Annotated in this window: 23 protein-coding genes and 1 riboswitch; of the genes, 13 read left to right on the forward strand and 10 right to left on the reverse strand. The window is 62.9% G+C overall.

Annotation, left to right across the window (positions count from 1 at the left end; genetic code table 11):
* On the reverse strand, window positions 1-1074 hold the full coding sequence (locus QM797_RS02430) for an aldo/keto reductase (protein WP_349307179.1): 1074 nt from the start codon (window positions 1072-1074) through the stop codon (window positions 1-3).
* 126 nt (window positions 1075-1200) lie between these two features.
* Here QM797_RS02430 and QM797_RS02435 point away from each other — a divergent pair, with 126 nt between their 5' ends.
* The 3 genes from QM797_RS02435 to QM797_RS02445 all read left to right on the forward strand — a co-directional run bounded on the left by QM797_RS02435 (window position 1201) and on the right by QM797_RS02445 (window position 3647).
* Complete coding sequence (locus QM797_RS02435; protein ID WP_283273532.1) at window positions 1201-2061, forward strand: helix-turn-helix transcriptional regulator; 861 nt, start codon at window positions 1201-1203, stop codon at window positions 2059-2061.
* A gap of 87 nt (window positions 2062-2148) precedes the next feature.
* Window positions 2149-3018, forward strand: coding sequence for an AraC family transcriptional regulator (locus QM797_RS02440; protein WP_283273533.1), 870 nt, complete (start codon window positions 2149-2151; stop codon window positions 3016-3018).
* Window positions 3019-3155: 137 nt separating this feature from the next.
* Window positions 3156-3647 (forward strand): hypothetical protein, encoded by a 492-nt coding sequence (locus tag QM797_RS02445; RefSeq protein ID WP_283273534.1) that lies wholly within the window; start codon window positions 3156-3158, stop codon window positions 3645-3647.
* 104 nt (window positions 3648-3751) lie between these two features.
* Here QM797_RS02445 and QM797_RS02450 read toward each other — a convergent pair whose 3' ends face one another.
* Window positions 3752-4195 carry a MarR family winged helix-turn-helix transcriptional regulator gene (locus QM797_RS02450; protein WP_283273535.1) on the reverse strand — a complete coding sequence of 148 codons (444 nt, stop codon included), beginning with the start codon at window positions 4193-4195 and terminating at the stop codon, window positions 3752-3754.
* Window positions 4196-4254: 59 nt separating this feature from the next.
* Between QM797_RS02450 and QM797_RS02455 the strand changes: the two genes are divergently transcribed.
* On the forward strand, window positions 4255-4782 hold the full coding sequence (locus tag QM797_RS02455) for a phenolic acid decarboxylase (protein ID WP_283273536.1): 528 nt from the start codon (window positions 4255-4257) through the stop codon (window positions 4780-4782).
* A 1-nt stretch (window position 4783) separates the two neighbouring features.
* On the forward strand, window positions 4784-5236 hold the full coding sequence (locus QM797_RS02460; protein ID WP_283273537.1) for a DUF3237 domain-containing protein: 453 nt from the start codon (window positions 4784-4786) through the stop codon (window positions 5234-5236).
* Between the two features lie 82 nt (window positions 5237-5318).
* Here QM797_RS02460 and QM797_RS02465 read toward each other — a convergent pair whose 3' ends face one another.
* The 3 genes from QM797_RS02465 to QM797_RS02475 form a co-directional block, all read right to left on the reverse strand.
* The gene (locus tag QM797_RS02465; RefSeq protein ID WP_283273538.1) at window positions 5319-5750 is read right to left on the reverse strand and encodes a PPOX class F420-dependent oxidoreductase; all 432 of its coding nucleotides are present in this window, start codon (window positions 5748-5750) and stop codon (window positions 5319-5321) included.
* The gene (locus tag QM797_RS02470; protein WP_283273540.1) at window positions 5747-6226 is read right to left on the reverse strand and encodes a tetratricopeptide repeat protein; all 480 of its coding nucleotides are present in this window, start codon (window positions 6224-6226) and stop codon (window positions 5747-5749) included. The genes QM797_RS02465 and QM797_RS02470 overlap by 4 nt, the downstream gene beginning before the upstream one ends.
* A gap of 168 nt (window positions 6227-6394) precedes the next feature.
* Window positions 6395-6763, reverse strand: coding sequence for a VOC family protein (locus QM797_RS02475; RefSeq protein WP_283273541.1), 369 nt, complete (start codon window positions 6761-6763; stop codon window positions 6395-6397).
* A gap of 60 nt (window positions 6764-6823) precedes the next feature.
* Between QM797_RS02475 and QM797_RS02480 the strand changes: the two genes are divergently transcribed.
* Complete coding sequence (locus QM797_RS02480; protein WP_283273542.1) at window positions 6824-7294, forward strand: nuclear transport factor 2 family protein; 471 nt, start codon at window positions 6824-6826, stop codon at window positions 7292-7294.
* Between the two features lie 121 nt (window positions 7295-7415).
* Here the strand turns inward: QM797_RS02480 and QM797_RS02485 are convergent, their stop codons facing one another.
* From QM797_RS02485 to QM797_RS02500, 4 genes are all read right to left on the reverse strand, one after another.
* Complete coding sequence (locus QM797_RS02485; RefSeq protein ID WP_283273543.1) at window positions 7416-8174, reverse strand: ABC transporter ATP-binding protein; 759 nt, start codon at window positions 8172-8174, stop codon at window positions 7416-7418.
* Window positions 8171-9196, reverse strand: coding sequence for a FecCD family ABC transporter permease (locus QM797_RS02490; protein ID WP_283273544.1), 1026 nt, complete (start codon window positions 9194-9196; stop codon window positions 8171-8173). The genes QM797_RS02485 and QM797_RS02490 overlap by 4 nt, the downstream gene beginning before the upstream one ends.
* The gene (locus QM797_RS02495; protein ID WP_283273545.1) at window positions 9193-10221 is read right to left on the reverse strand and encodes an ABC transporter substrate-binding protein; all 1029 of its coding nucleotides are present in this window, start codon (window positions 10219-10221) and stop codon (window positions 9193-9195) included. The genes QM797_RS02490 and QM797_RS02495 overlap by 4 nt, the downstream gene beginning before the upstream one ends.
* Window positions 10222-10226: 5 nt before the next feature.
* Window positions 10227-10353: riboswitch (cobalamin riboswitch) on the reverse strand.
* Between the two features lie 44 nt (window positions 10354-10397).
* Complete coding sequence (locus tag QM797_RS02500) at window positions 10398-11597, reverse strand: MFS transporter (protein ID WP_283273546.1); 1200 nt, start codon at window positions 11595-11597, stop codon at window positions 10398-10400.
* A gap of 47 nt (window positions 11598-11644) precedes the next feature.
* Between QM797_RS02500 and QM797_RS02505 the strand changes: the two genes are divergently transcribed.
* The 4 genes from QM797_RS02505 (at window position 11645) to QM797_RS02520 (ending at window position 15292) form a co-directional block, all read left to right on the forward strand.
* Window positions 11645-12709, forward strand: a complete 1065-nt coding sequence (locus QM797_RS02505; RefSeq protein WP_283273547.1) for a LacI family DNA-binding transcriptional regulator — start codon at window positions 11645-11647, stop codon at window positions 12707-12709.
* A gap of 98 nt (window positions 12710-12807) precedes the next feature.
* Window positions 12808-14163 (forward strand): putative bifunctional diguanylate cyclase/phosphodiesterase, encoded by a 1356-nt coding sequence (locus QM797_RS02510; RefSeq protein WP_283273548.1) that lies wholly within the window; start codon window positions 12808-12810, stop codon window positions 14161-14163.
* 15 nt (window positions 14164-14178) lie between these two features.
* The gene (locus QM797_RS02515; protein ID WP_283273549.1) at window positions 14179-14598 is read left to right on the forward strand and encodes a TIGR03668 family PPOX class F420-dependent oxidoreductase; all 420 of its coding nucleotides are present in this window, start codon (window positions 14179-14181) and stop codon (window positions 14596-14598) included.
* Between the two features lie 139 nt (window positions 14599-14737).
* Window positions 14738-15292, forward strand: coding sequence for a GNAT family N-acetyltransferase (locus QM797_RS02520; RefSeq protein ID WP_283273550.1), 555 nt, complete (start codon window positions 14738-14740; stop codon window positions 15290-15292).
* Here the strand turns inward: QM797_RS02520 and QM797_RS02525 are convergent.
* Entirely contained in the window at window positions 15274-16296 is a 1023-nt protein-coding gene (locus QM797_RS02525; RefSeq protein WP_283273551.1) for a hypothetical protein, read from the reverse strand. The two genes, QM797_RS02520 and QM797_RS02525, sit on opposite strands and share 19 nt — an antisense overlap.
* 266 nt (window positions 16297-16562) lie before the next feature.
* On the opposite strand from QM797_RS02525, the gene lysX reads away from it, so the two are divergent.
* The 3 genes from lysX (at window position 16563) to QM797_RS02540 (ending at window position 21982) form a co-directional block, all read left to right on the forward strand.
* The gene (gene lysX, locus QM797_RS02530; protein ID WP_283273552.1) at window positions 16563-19874 is read left to right on the forward strand and encodes a bifunctional lysylphosphatidylglycerol synthetase/lysine--tRNA ligase LysX; all 3312 of its coding nucleotides are present in this window, start codon (window positions 16563-16565) and stop codon (window positions 19872-19874) included.
* Window positions 19875-20023: 149 nt separating this feature from the next.
* The gene (locus QM797_RS02535; protein WP_283273553.1) at window positions 20024-20959 is read left to right on the forward strand and encodes an alpha/beta fold hydrolase; all 936 of its coding nucleotides are present in this window, start codon (window positions 20024-20026) and stop codon (window positions 20957-20959) included.
* Window positions 20960-20977: 18 nt separating this feature from the next.
* On the forward strand, window positions 20978-21982 hold the full coding sequence (locus tag QM797_RS02540; protein WP_283273554.1) for a beta-ketoacyl-ACP synthase III: 1005 nt from the start codon (window positions 20978-20980) through the stop codon (window positions 21980-21982).
* The last annotated feature ends 38 nt before the right edge of the window (window positions 21983-22020 follow it).

The following is a 22020-nucleotide window of genomic DNA, read 5'->3' on the forward strand; positions in this document are numbered from 1 at the left end:
TCACCACATCCTGACAGGCCGGGGACGAACGGTGGTGCGGCCCGTCGTGACGCCACGCACCATGGGACGCATCAGGAATTCGTGGGGAAACCCAGCGTCGACAGCGCTGACTGTATGCAGTTTGTCGAGTTGCGACTGGTCGAATACGACATCGAGCGCAGAAATATTCTGCTGCAACTGTTCCGATGTTCGCGCCCCGATCAGCGAGCTGACGACCGATGGATGCCGAAGGGTCCAGGCCAACGCCACCTGAGCAGCGGTCACCCCGAGTTCGTTCGCGACGTCGACGACAGTCGCCGCAATCTCGAGCCCACGCACGGTCAACGTTCCGTTGGCCTTCGCGTGATCGCGACGCGTCCCTGTGGGACTCGCGGAACCGGGCGTCGCAAGATCTGCGGCAGTGTATTTCCCCGTCAACACTCCTCCGCCCAGCGGGGCCCATGGAACGACGCCGATGCCGAGATTCGTTGCCATCGGGAGCAATTCCCGCTCGGTGGTTCGTTCGATCAAGCTGTACTCCACCTGGAGGGCCGCAAACGACGGCCAGCCGCGCAGCTCTGCTGTGGTCTGCATGCGCGCGACTTCCCATGCCGGTGTATCGGAAATGCCGATGTACAGAACCTTTCCCGAACGGACCAGCTCACCGAGCGAGGCGATGATCTCGTCACTCGGCGTCATGCCGTCCCATGCGTGCAGGTACAGCAGGTCTATGTGGTCGGTGCCGAGATTCCGCAGGCTTGCTTCGACGGAGCCGCGCAGACTCTTTCTACCGCCGCCACCTGCGTTCGGGTCCGACGGATCACGCGTCGCCGCGTATTTCGTGGCGACGACGACAGAATCGCGGCGGCCCCGGAGAAATCGGCCCAGGTACTGCTCCGACTGGCCGTCGGTGTAGATGTTGGCGGTGTCGACCATGTTTCCGCCGGCATCGAGGTAGGCGTCGAATATTCGTCTCGAGTCGCCCTCATCTGCCCCCCAGCCCCAGGCGGCTCCGAATGTCATGGCCCCCAGCGAGAGTGGTGATACTCGAAGACCGGAGCGGCCCAGCAGTCGGTACTCGTCCATACGTGTCATGGTCATGTCTCCTTCGTGTGCGGTCCCACTCACCGTCCTGGCCCCGTCGGGAAACGGGAAGGACGAGATCATCCTGGGAAGGGCGATACCAGGCTGATCGAACCGAAGTGGCCTACCGTGGATCGGGTGAGTACGCAGTTGGGTCGAAACGAACTGGCAGCATTTCTGCGTGCCAGGCGCGAGGCGCTCAGGCCGTCGGATGTCGGTCTACCACCACGGATAGGGGCCTCCCGGACACCCGGTCTGCGGCGTGAGGAGGTCGCTGCGTTGGCCGGAGTGAGCGTGGATTACCTCGTTCGGCTCGAACAGGCACGGGATGTTCGGCCATCCGCCCAGGTGGTTCAGTCTCTGTCGAATGCGCTCAGGCTGTCTCCCGATCAGACCGGCTACCTGTTCTCACTCGCCGGCCATCGTGCACCGGAGCGGGCCTCCGCCCACGAGGTGCCCGACGGCATTCGGCAGTTGATCGACGACGTCGCCCCACTGCCGGCGATGGTGCTCGATCACCGACTCGACATCCTGGCCACGAACGAGATGATGGCCGCGCTGTTGCTCGACATCGACAGACGACCCGTCGCAGACCGCAACGTCCTACGAATGTGTTTCCTGGACAGTCGGTTCGATGGATTCTACGAGGCGCGCGATGACGTCGTTCGCGGTGCAGTGGCCGACCTTCGCGCTGCCTGGGTGAACCACTCACACGACGCGAAGTTGGCAGCGTTGATCGAGGAGCTCGAACGAGAGAGCACGGAATTCTCCCGCTACTGGCAGTCCCGAGAGGTGTCCGTGCGGAACCGAGGTGACAAACCGATGCGGCATCCACTTGTCGGGCTGATCACCGTGACATTCGATGTGCTCACGCCACTCGGCGACCCGGACCTGCGGCTCATCGTCTACCGTCCGGCGGACGCGCAATCCCGTTCTGCCTTGGACGAACTCGGGCGTCTGCGCGGGCAGCGATCGCAGCGGCACTTGCGCACCATCTGAATCCGACTGTGCCGGGCACAGAAAGTCGGGTTTGCGCTGCCGTTTTTGCCTATCGTTTCGGTCAGAACGAGGGAAGGTCTCCGACACATGCTCGAACGATGGAACGCAGCACTCGACTACATCGAGGACAATCTCGACCACGAGATCGACACAACCGAGCTCGCTCGCATCGCGCTGACATCGGAATACCACTTCCGGCGCGTGTTCTCGGCCCTCGCCGGGATCCCGCTGTCGCTGTACATCCGACAACGCCGAATGACATTGGCAGCAGCGGAAATCCTCGACGGACAGGGCGTACTCGACGTTGCGACCAAATATGGTTACTCGGCAGATGCATTCACCCGAGCCTTCCGCGATCTACACGGCATCACACCGTCTCAGGCACGCCGGCCCGGAACCGTCCTTCGTTCCCGACAAGCAGTGACATTTCACCTGACCATCGAAGGACGAAGCACCATGCGATACCGCATCACCGAACTGCCGCCATTCCACATCGTCGGCAAAACCACCCGAATCCCACTTCGGTTCAGCGGCGAGAACACCGCAATGACCGAATTCCACCGAAGCCTGGCCCCGGGAACCGGCGAGCAACTGCGTGAACTCGCCGACCTGCCAGAACTCCCCGAGATCCTGTTCGTCAGCGACGGCTTCGAACCCCAACGCGAGGACGGCAGTCTCTTCGACTACTACTTCGCCGTCGCCACCACATCGCCGGCAACACCCGAATGGAACACCCTCGCCGTCCCCGCATCGACCTGGGCGGTATTCGAAACACGCAGCGACACCGCACTCGCCCCCGCACTCCAACAACTCTGGGCCGACTCCTTCGGCGAATGGTTCCCCTCCAACCCCTACGAAGCAATCCCCGGACCTGAAATTCTCACCGTCACCGAAAGCACCTCCGACTGGTCCTCCGGAACGGGAGAACTGTGGATCCCGATTCAACGAAGCCTCTAGCCATTGCCTCCGTTCTTCCTCGCACCCGCCTTCCGGCGGTACTCAATGTGACCTTTGGTGGCCTTTTCGGGGGTAAATGTCACCTTCGGTGGACTGAACGAGGGGGTCCGGCATCCGACGCTCGGTAATCTGGCGATATGGGTACGAATCGACGGCAGGTACTACGTCGTCGATATTTGTCCCTGGGTTTGGGCGAGTTGGCCGCAGCCGGGGTGTTCCTGACGATTGCACTTGCGTCGGTGGTGCCGAGGCTCGACGAGGAAAGCCGTCTGGCGTTGTGGTTTGCGCTGGTCCCACTGCTGGCCGTGCTGGTGCAAGCGGGAACCTACTGGCTGCTGGCGCGCTCCTGGGTCGAGAGTCATCCGATGCCACCTTCTCTGCGCACGATCTACCGCGCCTTTCGCAAAGTAGACCTCGCGTTGCTGGTCGGCGGTTTACTAGGAGTGATGGTGTGGCTCCCCGACAACCTCGGTGCCAGTCTCGGAGTTCTTGCCATCTGGTTCTTCGGGCTCATCGAATACGTCAACTACTTCGCGATTCGACTGTCCTATCCCCCGCGCCTCTGGGTATCGACCGTGGGCCAGTTGCGCGCACCTCGTCTGGTCCGGGATCTGAACGCCGGCAGCTGACCCAGCACAGAGCACAGACGCGCAGTGCACTCGATGTGACATTCGGTGGCCTTTTCAGGGGTCAATGGCACATCGAGTGGACTGCAGGATCCCGGCCGTTGTAATCAGGAAATCCGGCGAGCCAAGATCGTCGTGAGGTCGGCCAGGGCTGAGGTGGCCGCAGACAGTGCTCGACGACCCTCTGGGGTCAGTTCGTCGAGCGCATCGGAGAGCACCTGAGAGCTGACCGCGTCGTATTCCGCCAAGAGGTGCATTGCCTTCGGTGATGCTGTGAGAGCCGCTCCGCGCATGTCGTCCGACGAGACCGATCTTTCGACGAGTTCTGCGTCAACCATTGCCTTGATCAGATTGCTCACGGTGGACCGAGCGAGGTTCAGGTGTGCGGCGAGGCTCCCCGGGCTCATATACGGCTCAGCGACGAGCGCTCTCATGATCTCGATGTGCGAATCGGGGATGTCTGGTAGTCGGGCGGCTTCTCGCGTCGCACGAAGCAGCGACCGTCGCAGCGGTCCCAGGTGTCGACCGAGTTCGATCGCGGTGGAGTGCATCGTTCGATGGTCCCACAATTAGTTTTGCCGCAAACATAGTTTTGTGACAAAATGGCTTCATGAGCGCAGACACCACCGTCCACAACCCTGTTCCGACTCAAGACCTCAGCGGCATCGTCGGACACCGCTTCATCTACACCTATGCGAACAACTGGCAGTACGAGATGTACGTCAAGAACGCGACCACCATCGACTACCGCATCCACACCGGCATGGTCGGCGGACGGTGGGTCAAGAATCAGGAAGTCGACCTTGTCCAACTCGACGACGATGTCTACAAGATCTCCTGGAACGAACCCACCGGAACATCCGTCGTCGTCAACCTCATACCCGGTAAGCGACGTCTGCACGGCACTATCTTCTTCCCTCAGTGGATCGAGCTGGACGGTACGAAAACCGTTCTGTACCAAAATGATCATCTCGACGAGATGCGCGCCTACCGTGATGCCGGACCGACCTACCCCATTTACGTGGTCCCCGAATTCGCCCGAATCACACTGTTCGAGCACGTCGGCGTCGACGACGAGACGATCGTGTCGGTCGCGCCCACCGACCTGCCCGACGGATTCGCCGACCGAACGAACTGACGTGGTCCCCGAGTTGATCTTCGTCGCACATCTTTCGTTGACCGTGGGTGAACCGATCGACGTGGGCGAGGTGGTCGATGGTCACCGCTGCCTCGTGCCGATCCTCGGCGGGACCGTCGAGGGCCCGCTACTGCGCGGCCGAGTGCCCGGCGGAGCGGATCATCAGATTCTCCGAACGGCCACACTCACAGAGTTGGACGCCAGATACGCGCTGGAGACCGATGCGGGCGAACGAATCGCTGTACACAACATGGGCATACGAAGTGGTGCCGAAGATGACATCGACGCACTTGTCCGCGGTGAAGATGTGCCCCCCGATCGGATCTACTTCCGAAGCCAACCACGCCTGTCCTGCGCCGCAAGCCGCCTCACATGGATGAACGAGCGACTGTTTCTCGGATCCGGCCAGCGATTGCCGAACTCCGTGGAGCTGGACGTTTATCAGGTGACCTGAGCGGTGCGACGACATGCACTCAATGTCACTTTCGGTGGCCTTCTCGACGGTCGATGTCACATCTAGTGGACTTAGAGGGCGGTCAGGCGAGGGACTGGCCGTAAACGTGGGTCACGGAGATGGTCACCAACACTCGTCGGTCGGCGACCATGACTGCTCGGTATTCGTTCCAGTCAGGGTGCTCACCAGCCGCGGCGCGGTAGTAGTCGACCAGGGCCTCGATTTCGGGGCTGTTCGGTGACGTACCCGGACCGGTGAGGGTGACGGTCCCTTCCGCCGTTGCCCATGCCGTGCCGTCGGCGTTGGTCACTTCGAGAGCGGCACGTGGATCTCGCCGCAAGTTGGCCGTCTTCGCTCGTCCTTCGGTCACCGAGATCCGGATGGTGTCGGCGGCGCGATCGTAGAACGGTGTCACCGGCGAGAGCTGCGGAAGTCCGCTGGACTTGATGGTGGCCAGCACGCCGATTCGGCTCTGCTCGAGCAGGTCGTGTGGATCGAATGCGCTGTCGGTCATGGATTCCCCTCAGGTCGTGTGGACAACTCGGCCGCGTAGGCCCCGATCGCTCGACGATATTTCCCCGTCGCCGGGTTCGCTGCCTGAAGCGCACTCCGTAGTGCCTGCGCCGCATCCCCGATATCCCAGAGTGTCAGCGCCGCGAATGCGTCGCGTGCAGAAAGGTATTCGCTCGAGAACTCGAAGTCTCGGAGCACGTGCAGCGCATCTGTTGGTCGCCCGACATTGCGCAACGAACTCGCCAATTGGATCCGGGCTCGGTTCTCCAGGTCATCATCGAGCCCAGCCGACAGGGAGGCTTCATACAACGGGACTGCGGCCGCTTCGTCACCCAGAAAGTCCTCCAGCGACGCACGCTCGAACAGCGCACGAGCATCCGAATACGATGCGGCCGAGAGCAAGTCCGTCATCTCGACTCGCATACGGACGGGGTCGGCGTCATCCGCTTCGCGCCAGAACGCCACTAGCGGGTCCACATTGCCTCCCCTGTCGTCATGCGGTCCATCGTCGCAGACACCGCTTGGTCTCGACGGATGGATGTGGAACTGTCCCTGCTCGAGTTGCTGGTGGAAATCGACTGGCGGCGTCGCTGATGTACATCGTCTTCGCGATACTGACCGGAGCCATCTCGGTGGGTCTGTGATCTATTGTGCTGCTACGAATTCGATGCGATTACCCACCCCGTCGCTGGTATGGAACCGTCGTCGCCCCGGGATCTCTTCCGAGTCGGCCCAGTCCACCGGATAGCCGGCCGACACCAACGCCATAGCAGTCGCATCGACATCCACGACGAAGGCCGGATGAGCCTTCCGCGCCGGCCGGAAGTCGTCCTCTATGCCGACATGGACCTCACCATCGGGACCGCCCACCCCCGGCACACGAAACCAACAGCCCCCGCGCACAGCCAACAGCGGCGGCTTCGCGATTTCCTGCCAGCCCAGCGCACCCACGTAGAACTCACGCTCGCGGTCCTCGCCGCCCGCCGGACATGCGACCTGCACATGGTGAATCATCGACCGAACGTACCGCCATCTCGATTGACACGTCGGTGAACGGTAGGCAAACGTATGGGTATGCAATTGAGATTTCTGGCCGGCGTCTCGACGGCCTTTGCAGTCAAGCTCCTGGTGATGCGAGCGCTGTCACTCAAGCTGCAGCGAGACATCGCGGCACTCAACAACGGCGACTACCGTCCCCTGCTGTCGTCGTTTCACCGAGATGCGGTGCTCAAATTTGCCGACGGTTACAGCCGCTGGTCTGGTACCCACCGCGGCCGCCCGGCCATCGAAAAATTCTTCCAGGACTTCGTCGCCGCCGGCATCAAGGGTCAGATCACCGAAATCTATAGCGGCGGCGCACCCTGGCGAATGACCCTGCTCGTGCGCTTCGACAACCAAGCCCACACCGCCCAAGGCACCGAGCTCTACAGCAACCGCACAGTGCTGCTGGTCCGTACGAGCTGGGGAAAAATCGTCTCGCAGGAAGACTTCTTCGAGGACACCACACGCATCGACGCATTCGAGAAGAAACTCCGCCAACTCTGAAATCGCCCGCCCATTCCTCCGGTGCACCACTTCTGCCTGCACTCGATGTGACATCTAGTGGCCTTTTCGGGGGTCAATGGCACATCGAGTGGACTCATGGGCGGGCCGGTAGCGAGAGGAATCAGGGACGTCGATAGGTCACCTGTGGATAGTTGTCGGCATTCGTGACGCTGGCGTGCACGTTGTATACCGTGCGGACCAGGTGCTCGGTGATCACATTTGCGGAGGTTCCCGATGCCACGATGGTGCCGTTGTTCAGGACGACGATGCGGTCGCAGAACATCGCGGCGAGGTTGAGGTCGTGCAGAGCGATGTAGCTGCTCAGAGGTAGGCCGGCGACGAGGGTGAGGATGTCGAGTTGATGTTGGATGTCGAGGTGATTGGTCGGCTCGTCGAGCAGTAGTTCGGTGGGCTGTTGAGCCAGGGCCCGCGCGATCTGGACGCGTTGGCGCTCGCCGCCGGAGAGCGTGTGCCAGCGCCGGGTGGCTTTCGACGCCATGGCGGTGTCGGTCAGTGCTCGGGCTATCGCGATGTCGTCGTCGGCCGCGTCTCCGCCGAGGATTCCGTGGTGCGGTATTCGCCCGAGGCGCACGACATCGCGGACGCTGATGTCGACGTCGGTGTCGGAGTGTTGGTCGACCATCGCCACGCGCCGGGCGATGCGTCGTCGACGCAGTGTTCGCAGGTTGTCTCCGTCGAGGAGCACGTCGCCACTGTCGGGGACAACGATGCCCGCAAGAATTCTCAGCAGAGACGACTTGCCCGATCCGTTGGGGCCGATCAGACCTATGGTCTCGCCCGGCTCCGGCTCGAAGCTGATTCCGTCGAGAATGGGGTGTCCGCTCCGTGTCCAGCGAATGTCTCTGACGTGCAGTGTCATCGGGATCTCCTGAGCCGAAACAGAATGAGGGCGAAGGCAGGAACCCCGATCAGTGCAGTGACCACTCCCACGGGAATTTCCTGAGGTGCGAACACTGTTCGGGCAATGGTGTCGACCCAGACCATGAAGATGGCACCGATGACTACCGTCGTCGGCAGCAGTCGGCGGTGCCGCGCTCCGACGAGAAAGCGGGCGGCATGTGGGAGGACCAGCCCCACGAAGCCGATTGCCCCTGCAGCGCTGACGAGGGCAGCGGTGATCAATGCAGTGATGACCAGCAACAGGATTCGCACCCATTTCACCGGAACGCCGAGAGATGCGGCCGCGTCGTGCCCGAACGTGAAGGCGTCGAGGGCGGAGGTGTTGAACAGGCACACCGTCATTCCCAGCAGCGTGACCGCACCGCACAGTGCCACGTCCCTCCAGTCGGCACCGCTCAGCGAGCCGAGCAGCCAGAACAGCACCCCACGAGTTTGCTCGGCATCGGCAGAGGAGATGACGATGAACGACGTCAAGGCCGAGAACAGTTGCGTACCTGCCACTCCCGCCAGTACGACGCGGTCGTTCCCGCCGCCCGCTCCGACGGCGAGCAGCATGACCAGGACGAACGACAACAACGCACCCGCGAACGCTCCGGTCGACAGCGACAGTGCGCCACCGCCGACTCCGAGCACAGCTACGACCACGGCGCCGGTGGACGCGCCCGACGAAATTCCCAAGACGAACGGGTCGGCCAGGGGATTACGCAGCAATGACTGCATGATCGCGCCGCACAGCGCCAGTCCGGCACCACAAACGGCGGCGAGCAATGTCCGGGGCAACCGCAGCTCCCAGACGATACCGTCCTCGATGCGACTGACCTCGGCCGTTCCGATCCCGATGTGCCCCAGTATCACTCGATACACATCGGAAACAGAGACACTGGCCGGACCGATCGTCACGGCCACGCCGATCGAGAGCACCAGCACCGCACAGCCACCGAGCAGAAGCGGGATCAGCAACCCGCGATCGGTTCGGGTCATCGGGTCGTCAGTCCCCAATTCTCGAGAGCAGCAGCCACTTTCTCGACTCCATCGACGGTGCGAATCGACGGGTTGAGATCGGCACCGTTGACGACGATGTAGCGCTTGTCCTCGACTGCGGTCAGCCGGCTCGTGACCGCATTCGACTCGAGGAACTCGATCTTGCTGTCGAGGGCATCTCCGGCGATGCTGCGGCGACTCAGATCCGCGAGGACGAGCGCCGTCGGATTGCGGTCCAGAACACTCTCCCAATTGACCTGCGGCCATTCGTCGGTGGTGTCGGCATAGATGTTCTCGGCACCCACGGAATTCGTGATGATCCCCGACGACCCGCAGCACCCTGCCATGTAGGGGGTATCGGTGTCGGCGAACCAAAACGCCAATGTCGTACCCGAGGCGTCGACCGCACCCGAAGCCTTCGCGAAGCGATCCTGCAGCTCGCTGACGAAGCGCTCACCGCGCTCGCGCACGTCGAAGATCGCCGCCAGATCACGTATCTCCTGATAGACGGTCTCGATCTCGAGCGGCTGCGTGCGAGCTCCGTCGGAATTGACGCTCTCGTCGGTCTTTCCGTTGCAGTCGGTCGGTGAGAGGTAGTTCGGTACACCGAGTTGGTCGAACTGGCTTCGGTCGGCGACGCCCCCCGGACCGAGGGTCCCGCCGAACGACGCCGACACGAAATCGGGCTCGGTGTCCAGCACGACCTCGAGTGACGGCTTGTTGTCCGCCAGCCTCGGCACCGTGGCGTTGTCCGCTTCGAGATTGGAGCGAACCGGGTCGGTCCACGTGGCGGTGCCCACCATTCGGTCGGCCAGTCCCAGGGAGAGGAGAATTTCCGTCGAGCTCTGATTCAGCGACACTGCGCGTTGCGGCGGTGCGTCGACGACGACCTCGCGGCCGCAATTGTCGATGGTCAGCGGATAACTGCCGGTCGTATCGGTCGACGCATCGGGCGTCGGTGCCGTCGAACAGGCAGAGACGAAGAGGATGGAGACAGCGCCGAATGCGGCGAGAGTGGTGCGCATCGAAGGGCTTCCTGCTTGGGGCTCGTGTCGCGGAGCCGCGGGTGGGGGGTGAATCACGACGTCCGAGCATTCGGACTTCGAGCTCTCACCCGTCACCGTTGCGCGCCAGCTCCGGAATTACACCGGATTCCCTCGTTCGTCGCGTGCTGACCCTATCGTGCGGGGGACCGCAACGGTCAGCGTGCCGCTGCTGTCACCGGTTCCTGTGCGTGGATTCGAGGGAAAGTGTTGCGCGCCAGTACAACCACGGCCAGGGCACCGGCAACCAGAACCGTTGCAGCAGCGGTGACGGCCACGATGCCACTGACATCGACGACGACACCGCCCACCAGGGCGCCTGTGGCGATCGCCAGTTGGAACGCGACCACGTAGATGGCCGACGCCTTGTCTGCGTCGGCGGGTGCCGCCCGCACAACGGCGGATTGAATGCACACCGGGAGCGTGGTGAATGCCAGCCCCCACAACGCAATGGCCACGACGGCGAACACGGCGAAGCTGCCCGGCGCTCCACTGAGCGCGCACCACAGAATCGCCGCCGCGACGGCAACCGAACCGAGGGCCGCGATGGTGGAGTGACGGGGCCAACGGTCGTACGTTCTGCCGATCACCCAGATGCCGACTACTCCGAACAGGCCGTACAGCATCAACATCAGCGTCAGTGTGGTTCCTGCCGAACCGATTGCCCGATCGACGATCAGAGCGAAATAGGTGTACGCGGCGAAATGACCGAGGACGGCCAGAAACGTCACACCACACAGAATCGCCAGGGTGCCGTCGAGCACCCGCGGTGTCGTTTTCTTGTCCGAAACAGCGCGGCTGACCGGTAGGGACGGAAGTACGAGATACAGCGCCACCGCGATGGCGGCTGCGACTACCCCCAGAATTGTTGCAGCGGTGCGCCATCCGAGCCATTGTCCCAGTGCGGCGGTGAGTGGGTTGCCGGCAACCAATGCCAACGAGGTGCCCGCGTAGACGGTGGCGATGGCCTTACCCTGCTTGCCGGGTATCGCCAGTGACGCTGCGACGGGCGCAACGACGGCCCAGAAGATGCCGTGCGTTGCCGCACAGAGCATTCGCGAGATCACCAACATCGGATAGCCGACGGACACAGCGGAGAGCAATTGCGAGAGTGCAAGCGCGGCAACGGTGATCACGACGACTCGGCGACGCGGCCATTCGCGCACGAACCTGATCAACGGCATGGTCATCACAGCGACGCCGTAGGCGTAGAAGGTCAGCAGGAGCCCGACGGCTGATTCGCCGACACCGAGGTCGCCGGATATCTCCGGGAGCAAGCCCACGGGCAGGGTTTCCGCCGTGACGTAGACGAAGGCGGCCGCTGCGAGCACCAGCAGCTTCGGAACTGGGGAAGACATGTTGTGTATCGTTACACAACATGTCGGTCTCGCGCTACAGTGACCCGGTGAACACTCGGGTGACCATGGCCGACGTCGCCGCGGCCGCGGGCGTCTCCACCATGAGCGTGTCGTACACCTACAACCAACCGAATCGCGTGTCGGATGCCACCAAGGACCGCGTCCACGCGGCAGCGGCGCGTCTCGGCTACACCGGGCCCAACCGCGCGGCCCGCTCGTTGCGGAGCGGCAAGCACAACAGCATCGGAGTCGTACTCGGAGAAAAACTGACCTATGCCTTCGAGGATCCGCAGGCTCGACGCTTCCTGTCGGGTATCGCCGACGCGTGTCTCGACGCCGACACCGCGCTGGTGATGCTTCCGAACCTGCATCGCGACAAAGATATTGCGCGAATCCGCGACGCCCAAGTCGACGGATACGTGGTGTGGACCACCGAGAGCGACGACCCCCTCCTCGACGCACTCGTCGACACCGGCCGTCCGACCTGCATCCAAGGTGGACCCGACCATCCGGGTCTGGAGTGGATCACCATCGACGATCGCGCAGCGGCCGACGCCGTGGCCACTGTTGCGTTGGACGACCGAACACGAACACACCCGGCGATCGTGGCCCTTCGACCTGATTCGCTACGCACGTCGACCGTCGTGCGCGGCGCAGACCCGTCGGACGTCTCGATGCCGGTGACGCGCGCTCGATTGGACGGTTATCGCGACGCGTGTCTGCGCCTGGGTATCGACTGGTCGACGGTGCCGACTCTGTTCACTACCCACAACGCGCGCGCAGAGGGTGCTCGCGCTGCGAGACTGTTGCTGCAGGACAACATGATCGACACCCTGCTCGTGATGAGCGACGAACTCGCCCTCGGAGCTCTCGACGCCGCGGCGGCGTTCGGGGTCGAGATTCCATCACGGCTGGCCGTCACTGGCTGGGACGACTCCACCGCTGCAGCGGCCGCGGGGTTGACCACGGTGGCGCAGTCCTTGTTCGATCAGGGACGCTCGGCGGCTCGGTGGGTACTCGGGCTGAACGACTCCGTGGACGCCGCGGCCTGGAGGGTGGAAGAACGCGGCTCGACGGGACTCGAAACGGGCCCCAAACCGTGTCCGACGTGATCTAATAGGCCTTAAAAAAGGGGATGTGCCCGGTTTATAGCGTTAAAGCAAACTCTCCGCTAGTATCCGTTGTGGCTATCCGGCCATGAGGGGGAACAGTGAGCCGAGAGCACGACGCGCCGCCCCGTCATGTCGCCGCCACCACCCGTCACGATGCGCTGACCGGACTTGCTAGTCGTGACGAGATTCTTACCCTCATCACCGCAGAACTCAATTGCCAGAGCTCGGACCGCCACTTCAGCGTCCTGCTGGTCGACATCGACGGATTCCGAGAATTCAACGACGCACTCGGACCGGACCGAGGTGACGAACTGCTGTGCATGATCGCCGACCGACTCACCGCGTCTCTGCGCCCCGGCGACACCATCGGCCGACTCGCCGGCGACGAATTCGTCGTCATCGCACGCCGATGCCACTCCATCGCCGCCCGAGCGATGGCGGCAGGATTCGCGAGCATATTCGAGCCCGCCTTCGAGCTCGGCAACCGGCAACTGACCCTCACGGCCAGCGTCGGAGTCGCCTCCAGCACCGAAACGGACATCAGCGCAACGCAATTGGTTCACAATGCCACCGCAGCGATGCACGCCGCGAAAGCCGTCGGGCGGAACAAGCATCACGTCTTCACCGACGAGTTGCACAACACCAACCGCACCCGACTCGAACTCATCGAACGGCTCCGCGGCGTCGCCATGGTCGAGCGTGAACTGACGATGGCCTACCAGCCCATCGTCGAACTGGCGACGGGGGCCGTTGTCGGCGCGGAAGCGCTCATCCGATGGAACCACCCCGAACTCGGCCTGCTGATGCCCGACAAGTTCATACCCCTCGCCGAAGACGCCGACCTCATCGTCCCACTGAGTATGTGGATCATCACCGAGGTCGCGCACACGATCGCCGACTGGCAGGCCCGCGACATCCACCTCCAGATCGGGGTGAACGTCAGCCCGGCACACTTCGCCACCGGAACCCTTGCCACGGACGTCATCGACATCGTCGACACCTATCGCATCGAACCCGGACGGCTTGCACTCGAAGTCGCCGAATCACAGACACTGCACGACCTCGATGCCGTTCATTACCAACTTCGCGACGTCCAACGCCACGGCGTTCTCATCGCCATCGACGATTTCGGCACCGGCTTCTCCTCCCTCGAGCGACTCGCCACCCTTCCGGTCGACATCCTCAAGATCGACAAATCCCTCACCCAACATCTCGACAGCGACAACCTGCACCGACGCCGCGCCATGACCACGCTGTGTACAGCCCTCGTCGACGTCACTGCCACCCTCGGCAAGGACACCGTCATCGAGGGAATCGAGACCGCAGAACAACTCCAGATCTGCACCGACATGGGCGTAACCTTCGGCCAAGGACACCTACTCGGGCGGCCCATGTCCAGTGCAGCACTCGAACAATTCATCGCCCGACACAGCACCCACAGCGAATCCGCATAACCCGAGGAACCGAACGTGAAGATCGACAACGAAGTTCAACGCTTCACCGACGCACCCCGAGCTCAGCTCTCCACCATCAACCCCGACGGCACACCACACCTGGTACCGATCGTCTTCGCCGTCGCGGACACCGGCGACCGCATCTTCACCGCCATCGACTGGAAGCCGAAGACAACCCGAAAACTCCAGCGACTCGACAACATCCGCGCCGACCCCGCCGTCAGCCTCATCGTCGACCACTACACCGACGACTGGTCCCAACTCTGGTGGATCCGCGCCGACGGAAACGCCCACATCGCCGAATCCTCCAGCACCGACGGCGCAGCAGCCATAGACGCCCTGGTCGCGAAATACAGTCAATACAAGAACAACAGACCTGGGGGCCCGGTGATCATCATCGAAAAACTGTCCTGGCGATCTTGGTCCGCTTCCTGACGCGCAATCGGCCCGCCCACTCAATGTGACATTCGGTGGCCTTTTCGACCGTCGATGACACATCGAGTGGACATGGCAGCGGGCAAACATACAACAAAATCGTTCGCCGATATGCCGCACAGTCGTCAGACTGATCACTATGGCCGCCGCACCTCCCGAGTGGATCGAGACCGAACGCCTCGTGATTCGTCGTGAGTCGGCGCACGATTCAGTCGCCGTTGCCGATGCGATTGCTCGCAATCACGCTCGGCTACTTTCGTGGATGGGGTGGGTGGCGGATGAATCTGCCCAGTTCACTACGCAAGTTGCTCGTATCGCAGACGCGCGTGAGCAGTGGGACGCCGGTGAGATGTTCGACTATGGGATCTTCGATCTTGTCGACGGGTCCTTCATGGGCAAAATCGGTATTCATCGCAGGATCGGCCCGCACGGAATCGAATTGGGGTACTGGCTCGACGCCAACGCCGAAGGACGTGGAGTGATGACAGAGGCAACCACGGCGCTCGTGCGAGAGGCACTCGAACTCGACGGCATCACATGCGTCGAAATCCATTGCGATGCAGCAAATTCGAGGAGCCGGGCCGTACCCGAAAGACTCGGCTTCGCCCTGGATCGCATCGAGCATCGATCGATTGCAGCGGCGTCCGAAACCGGCCGACACATGGTGTGGGTGTATCAGCCGGATCGTCGGTAGGTCTGGTCCGTTGTCGGGCGCACCCTGACGTTGGGACGCTCCCGTGCTTTGGCCTGTTCGTAACGTGACCGCAGATCCGACAGCACCCGTTCCGGATCCTCACGTATGTCGCTCGGAAGGTGTGTTACCACGATGAGGCCGGCGTTCTGCGCTCGCTCGCGTCTCTCCACCGTCGCTCTGTGGGCCACCGGCGACAGGTGGTACTCGAGCGAATCGATCTCCCAGTCCAATGCAACGTCGTCGAGCCAGTTGTCGGCGATCAAGAGGAATTTTCCTTGCGCGTCGTAGACGGCCACGTTGTGTTGCATCGCCGGAAGTCCGCTGCGTCGATACAGCTTCTGGGCTCGGGCTTCGGCCACAGAATGTGCGCCCGCAGCCAATTCCCGCAACACTCGCCGGGGCATCGCAGTCCCTCGCGTGCTGCCGGCGTCGAGTTCCTTCATGATCGCGTCCACCGTGGCCGCTCCCCGCTGAACGACGCTTGCGATCAGAGCCATGCACTGTTCGGTATTCCTCATTCGCCGTACCGCATCGCACAGGCACCGAACAACCGGCGCGACGCGCAGCCCCGACTTGGTCTCCGGGGTCGGCATCCGCCACGTACGCTCCACCGCTGCAAAACCCACCGACTTACGATGCTGCGACTCGGGAATGAGTGCAAACGTTTCTTCGAACGATCCGGCCGACCCCAATCCATGCAACGCCAACCCGGCCCGACCGCTGATCACGGCATCGCGGCCACAATAAATCGACACCGCGGTCGCTCGTTCCAACGGCGTCAAGGACCGGTTCTTCAAGAACACCAGTCCGGGCAGCGCCCGAGACCAGATGCCGTCGGGCAGGGTGCGTCGAACAATTGTCTTCGACGCCACCCCGAGCTCGAGCAGTTGCGCCGTCCGCACCAACCCACGATCCGACGCAGCCGCGATCACCTTCGCATCGATTTTTGCGCCGCCCCGCTTCATATCCCTGATGATGCGCTGCCCGCACGAGAACAATCGCACACAACGTCGGTAAACGTTCTGGGCTGTGGATAACTCACGCCCTGTGGACAAACGCCTGCCCCTCCGATGCGTCACCGGGTGATGGTGATCCCGCAATCGGCGTCCAGTCGGGAGTCAGGGGGCCACTCGATGTGCCATTGACCGTCGAAAAGGCCACCGTCGGTCACATTGAGTGGGCGAGCGGGGTGGGGAATGGTCGCCTGACTCGAGGCTGACGGGGATACCGTCTACCTTGCATAGGTGCATTCTGACTTCGGGAGTGAGATATGACGGCGACAGCAGTTCCCTCGGAGCGGTCCGGTTCTTCGGCTCCCCGGTCGTTTTCGCCACCCGAGCGCGGTCGTTTGCGCGAGGTTCCGCACATCGCCGGACTGGTGCTCGGGGTGTTCGCTGCGGCGTTGTTTCTGTGGAGTCTGTCGCCCACTCTTCGATACCTCATTCACGCCCCTCGTGAATACGTCGACAGGTACTACTTCGACGCGCCGGATACGAGCTTGTCGTGGGCCCTCGTTGTCGGGCTGCTGGCGGCGGCGTTGGCCAGTCGCAAGCGAATTGCGTGGTGGTTGCTGACCGTTTATCTGGTGTTGTTGGCGATCACCAATGTAGTCGAAGGCATCCAGGACAAGGACGTCAATTCGTGGATCGCGCTGGCGGTTCATGTGGTAGCGGCAGGGTTGCTGATCGCGGCGCGCAAGGAGTTCTACACCCGTGTCCGTCGCGGTGCGCTGTGGAAGGCACTCGGCGTGCTCGTTCTCGGGGCGACCGTCGGAACCATCATCGGCTGGGCGCTGGTGGCGTTGTTCCCCGGGTCGCTGCCGGAAAGCCAGACATTTCTGTGGGCCTTCAACCGCGTCACGGCGTTGGCGACCGTGGACAACGAGCAGTTCGACGGCAGGCCCAACGGCTTCGTCAACACGGCGTTGGGATTGTTCGGCGCATTGGCGCTGTTGGGGGCCGTGGTCACGTTGTTCCGATCGCAGCGGTCCAGCAATGCGCTCACCGGTCGCGACGAATCGGCGCTGCGTGGCCTGCTCGACAAGTGGGGTGCCGACGATTCCCTCGGCTACTTCGCGACGCGACGCGACAAGGGCGTCATCTTCGCCACCAGCGGCAAGGCGGCGGTGACGTATCGCGTCGAGGTGGGGGTGTGTCTGGCCAGCGGCGACCCGATCGGCAACCCCGAGGCCTGGCCGCATGCCATTTCGGAATGGCTGGACCTGGCCGAGAAGTACGGCTGGACCCCAGCTGTCATGGGGGCCAGCGAGATCGGAGCTACCGCCTACAAGCGCGCCGGGCTCAGCGTCCTCGAACTCGGCGACGAAGCAATCCTGAAAACCAGAGATTTCAACCTCAATGGACGCGAGATGCGCCCCGTGCGTCAGGCGGTCAACCGGGCTCGCAAGGCGGGTGTTGTGGTCACGGTGCGTCGTCATCGCGATATCTCGTCGGAGGAGATGGCGGAGATCATTTCCTGTGCGGATGCGTGGCGCGATACCGAGACCGAGCGCGGATTTTCTATGGCGTTGGGCCGGTTGGGTGATCCGCTCGACGGCGATTGTCTTCTGGTGCAGGCGGTTCAGGGCGAGAAGGTGGTGGGTGTTCTCTCCCTGGTGCCGTGGGGACGAACCGGTGCGTCGCTGGATCTGATGCGCCGCGATCCAGCGTCACCGAACGGAGTCATCGAACTGATGGTCACCGAACTGGCCACCGGTGCAGATCATTTCGGTGTCAGCAAAATTTCGCTGAACTTCGCCGTGTTTCGCGCTGCATTCGAGGAGGGCAGCCGAATCGGTGCCGGTCCGGTGCTGCGGATCTGGCGCAGCATGCTGGTCTTCTTCTCTCGGTGGTGGCAGCTCGAGGCGCTGTATCGGTCGAACGTGAAGTATCTGCCGGAATGGGAGCCGCGCTACCTGTGCTTCGCCGACAATCGGGTGTTGCCCAAGGTCGGCATCGCGTCGGCAATCGCCGAGGGCTTCCTCACGCTCCCGACTTTCCGGCGCGCATCGAAGCACACCGGGTCTCATGTCGCGGTGCCCGCCGCTCTGGCCGACGCCGAGGACATCCATCCCGACGGCAGCGGACCGAACACTCTCGCAGACGAACCCGTGCCCGGCCGCAAACGTCCGGACCAGGTGCGCGTCCGCATGTCGAAACTCGACCGCCTACGGAGCGAAGGTATCGAGGGCTATCCCGTCGCCTATCCCCCGACCCACACGGTCGGCGAAGCGGCAGCATCACCCCAGGGAACGACGGTCCGGATCGCGGGCCGCATACTGCGTATCCGCGACTACGGCAGCGTGTCCTTCGCCGTCATCCGAGACTGGTCGTGCGATATCCAGGTGCTGTTCGACCGCGAACGCGTCGGCGACAGAATCGAAGAGTTCGATGCCGACTTCGACCTGGGTGACCTCATCGAGGTCAGCGGAACCATCGGGTACAGCAGGCGTGGTGAGCTGTCGCTGCTGGCCACCGAGTGGCGGATGAACGCCAAATGCCTACATCCCCTGCCCGACAAGTACCGCGGTCTGACCGACCCGGAAGCGCGGGTGCGGCAACGCTACGTCGATCTGGCGATCAATCGCGATGCCCGCTCCCTGCTCATCGCGCGGTCCAATGTTGTTAAATCCCTGCGCGATTCGCTGGGAGATCGCGGATACATGGAAGTCGAGACCCCGATCCTGCAGCAGGTGCACGGCGGCGCGAACGCGGCACCGTTCGTCACCCACATCAACGCCTACAACCTGGATCTGTATCTGCGGATCGCCCCGGAGCTGTATCTCAAGCGCCTGTGCGTGGGCGGTATGGAGAAGGTGTTCGAGATCGGCCGAGTGTTCCGCAACGAGGGCGCAGATTTCAAGCACAATCCCGAGTTCACGATCCTCGAAGCCTACGAGGCACACAGCGACTACGAACGCGCAATGGTGTTGTGCCGAGAACTGATTCAGCGTGCAGCCGTTGCGGCGCACGGTCGCGAGATCATCCTGCGTCCCGACGGCCCCAACGGGGAGATGATCGAGATCGACATCTCCGGCGAGTGGCCCGTCAAGACACTGCACGGTGCCGTCGCCGAGAAGCTGGGGGTTCCCGTCGAACCGGCGACTCCACTGGAGGAGCTGCAGCGACTGTGCGACGAGAACGACATTCCATACGAGAAGTCCTGGGATGCAGGGGCCCTCGCGCAGGGTATGTACGAGCATCTTGTCGAGGACTACACGGAGTTCCCCACGTTCTACAAGGACTTTCCGACGTCGATGTCACCGTTGACGAGACCGCACCGGAGCATTCCGGGCGTGGCAGAGAAGTGGGATCTCGTTGCGTGGGGCGTGGAGCTGGGTACCGCGTACAGCGAGCTGACCGACCCCGTCGATCAACGACAGCGCCTCACCGAGCAGTCGCTGCTGGCAGCCGGTGGCGACGAGGAGGCGATGAGCTTGGACGAGGATTTCCTACAGGCGCTCGAACACGGAATGCCGCCGACCGGCGGTCTCGGAATGGGCGTCGACCGGGTCGTCATGTTGATCACCGGGGGCAGCATCCGTGAAACGTTGGCTTTCCCGCTGGCCAAGCCGCGGCAGTGACGCCGGCGTTCACCGGCCGACTGGACTGAACGACGCAAAACAGGGAATATGGTTGCAAACAGTGGCGAAAACCGGAAACGCGTCACCGCTATCGCCCTGGAGAGAACATGGACCGTGGAGACAGAACCGAGAGAAGTGCGTTGTTTCCCGTGAAACATCCGCCGGGGCAGTTCGTCGAAGTGGACGGACAGCGTCTGCATCTGTTCGTGCGCGGAACCGGGCCCACAGTCGTCCTGTGCGGTGGCCTCGGCAGCAATTGGTTCGATTGGAACGACACCGTCGACATCTTGAGCGCCCACCATCACGTCGTCGTTCTCGACCGACCCGGCTTCGGACTCAGTGATCCGCTTCCCGCCGGAGTCACCCCCACCGTGCGAGGGGAAGCCGAACGCATCCTCGGAGTTCTCGAGGCACTCGGCGTCACCGGACCGGCGGTGGTTGTCGGTCACTCGATCGCAGGCTTCTATGCCGAGGCTGTCGCCCGGCTGTACCCGTCGCGCATCCGCGGGGTTCTGCTCCTCGACTCCAGCGCCGAATCCGACCCTCGACGAATCATCCCAGCGGCCATACGCGTCGAGGCCGCTCACGCGATCGCGGCGGTGCTCAGTAGAACCGGCCTGCAGAAACTGCTCGGCCCCCGCGTTCGACGCGTCCTCAATCAGGCAACCCCGCCCGACGGCATACCGCAGCCAACGTTCGACTGGGTGGACGACATCTACCGCCGACCCACCTATCTCGCCGCCGCGCTGACCGAAGACGTCGTGTACCCGGATCTCGCTGTCGAACTGAACCGCATTCGTAAGAGGTTCCGACTCGACGTGCCCGTCATCGTTGCAGCAGCACATACGGGCCGACCGTCGCCGTGGGGCAAGAGATGGATACGAACGCAACGCAAACTCGCTGCCTACCTGCAAGCCGATTTCACGGTGCTCATCCCTGCACATCACCACGCCATGATCGACAACCCGCCGAGGTCGCAGCCCTCATCGCCGAACTGGTGTGAACCGCTCGCGGCGACGCACGTAACGTGTGTCACCGAGCCCGCAGCCCAAGACCCGAGCCGAAGCTCGGCGATGGCGCGGTAGCACGAGAGGAAATTGAAGATGGTTGCGATCAGCACAACGCAAGGTCGACAGTCGAAAATGCTCGGTCTGGGCGTTCATCGTCCCGAACGAATAGTGACCAACGACGAGATCTGCGAGTTCATCGACTCGAGCGACGAGTGGATTCAGACACGATCGGGAATCAAGAACCGGCGCTTCGCCGCACCCGAGGAGAACGTCGTCCAGATGTCCATCTCGGCAGGCCGCAAAGCCCTCGAGGCCAGCGGAATCACGGCCGACCAGGTCGACACCGTCATCGTCGCCACGTCGACTCATCTCGAGCTGACCCCCCAGGCTGCCGCAAAGGTGGCACACGGCCTCGGCACCAAGGGACCGGCCGCCTTCGACATCTGCGCTGGCTGCGCCGGCTTCTGCTACTCCCTCGCCGTCGCATCCGACCTGGTCAAGGCCGGAACATCGAAGTACGTGTTGGTCATCGGCGCGGAACAGCTCAGCGTCACCACCGACCCCTACGACCGCACCACTCGTTTCATCTTCGCTGACGGCGCGGGTGCCGTCGTCGTCGGACAGAGCGACGAAGCCGAGATCGGGCCCGCAGTGTGGGGCTCCGACGGGTCACAGTCCGACGCGATCGTGCAGACCACCGACTGGTACGAGTACATCACCACAGCCGACATGGAACGACCCTGGATCAGGATGAACGGCATCTCCGTCTTCCGCTGGGCCGCATTCGAGATGGGCAAAGCCGCGCAGAAGGTACTCGACGTGGCCGGCATCAAAACCGACGAACTGCACGCCTTCATCCCTCACCAGGCCAACAGTCGCATCACCGACCTGCTGGCCAAGAGCCTCAACCTCGACGAAGGCACTCCCGTCGCCAACGACATCGCGGAAACCGGCAACACCTCGGCAGCCTCGATTCCCCTGGCCATGGAAGAACTGTTGCGCACCGGCAAAGTCAAAGCAGGAGACACCGCACTCCTGCTCGCCTTCGGTGCCGGACTGTCCTACGCCGGACAGGTAGTCAAACTCCCCAACCTGTAATCGACGACCCCACCTCGACTTCACTCGATTCCCCACCG

It is taken from the genome of Rhodococcus sp. IEGM 1381, assembly GCF_030056795.1.
Lineage (GTDB): Bacteria > Actinomycetota > Actinomycetes > Mycobacteriales > Mycobacteriaceae > Rhodococcoides.

Excerpts from the sequence above, each read along its gene's own strand:
- QM797_RS02430 (WP_349307179.1), bottom strand. The coding sequence starts at position 1,074 with ATGACACGTATGGACGAGTACCGACTGCTGGGCCGCTCCGGTCTTCGA.
- QM797_RS02440 (WP_283273533.1), top strand. The coding sequence starts at position 2,149 with ATGCTCGAACGATGGAACGCAGCACTCGACTACATCGAGGACAATCTC.
- QM797_RS02445 (WP_283273534.1), top strand. The coding sequence starts at position 3,156 with ATGGGTACGAATCGACGGCAGGTACTACGTCGTCGATATTTGTCCCTG.
- QM797_RS02450 (WP_283273535.1), bottom strand. The coding sequence starts at position 4,195 with ATGCACTCCACCGCGATCGAACTCGGTCGACACCTGGGACCGCTGCGA.
- QM797_RS02455 (WP_283273536.1), top strand. The coding sequence starts at position 4,255 with ATGAGCGCAGACACCACCGTCCACAACCCTGTTCCGACTCAAGACCTC.
- QM797_RS02465 (WP_283273538.1), bottom strand. The coding sequence starts at position 5,750 with ATGACCGACAGCGCATTCGATCCACACGACCTGCTCGAGCAGAGCCGA.
- QM797_RS02475 (WP_283273541.1), bottom strand. The coding sequence starts at position 6,763 with ATGATTCACCATGTGCAGGTCGCATGTCCGGCGGGCGGCGAGGACCGC.
- QM797_RS02480 (WP_283273542.1), top strand. The coding sequence starts at position 6,824 with ATGCAATTGAGATTTCTGGCCGGCGTCTCGACGGCCTTTGCAGTCAAG.
- QM797_RS02485 (WP_283273543.1), bottom strand. The coding sequence starts at position 8,174 with ATGACACTGCACGTCAGAGACATTCGCTGGACACGGAGCGGACACCCC.
- QM797_RS02490 (WP_283273544.1), bottom strand. The coding sequence starts at position 9,196 with ATGACCCGAACCGATCGCGGGTTGCTGATCCCGCTTCTGCTCGGTGGC.
- QM797_RS02495 (WP_283273545.1), bottom strand. The coding sequence starts at position 10,221 with ATGCGCACCACTCTCGCCGCATTCGGCGCTGTCTCCATCCTCTTCGTC.
- QM797_RS02500 (WP_283273546.1), bottom strand. The coding sequence starts at position 11,597 with ATGTCTTCCCCAGTTCCGAAGCTGCTGGTGCTCGCAGCGGCCGCCTTC.
- QM797_RS02520 (WP_283273550.1), top strand. The coding sequence starts at position 14,738 with ATGGCCGCCGCACCTCCCGAGTGGATCGAGACCGAACGCCTCGTGATT.
- lysX (WP_283273552.1), top strand. The coding sequence starts at position 16,563 with ATGACGGCGACAGCAGTTCCCTCGGAGCGGTCCGGTTCTTCGGCTCCC.
- QM797_RS02540 (WP_283273554.1), top strand. The coding sequence starts at position 20,978 with ATGGTTGCGATCAGCACAACGCAAGGTCGACAGTCGAAAATGCTCGGT.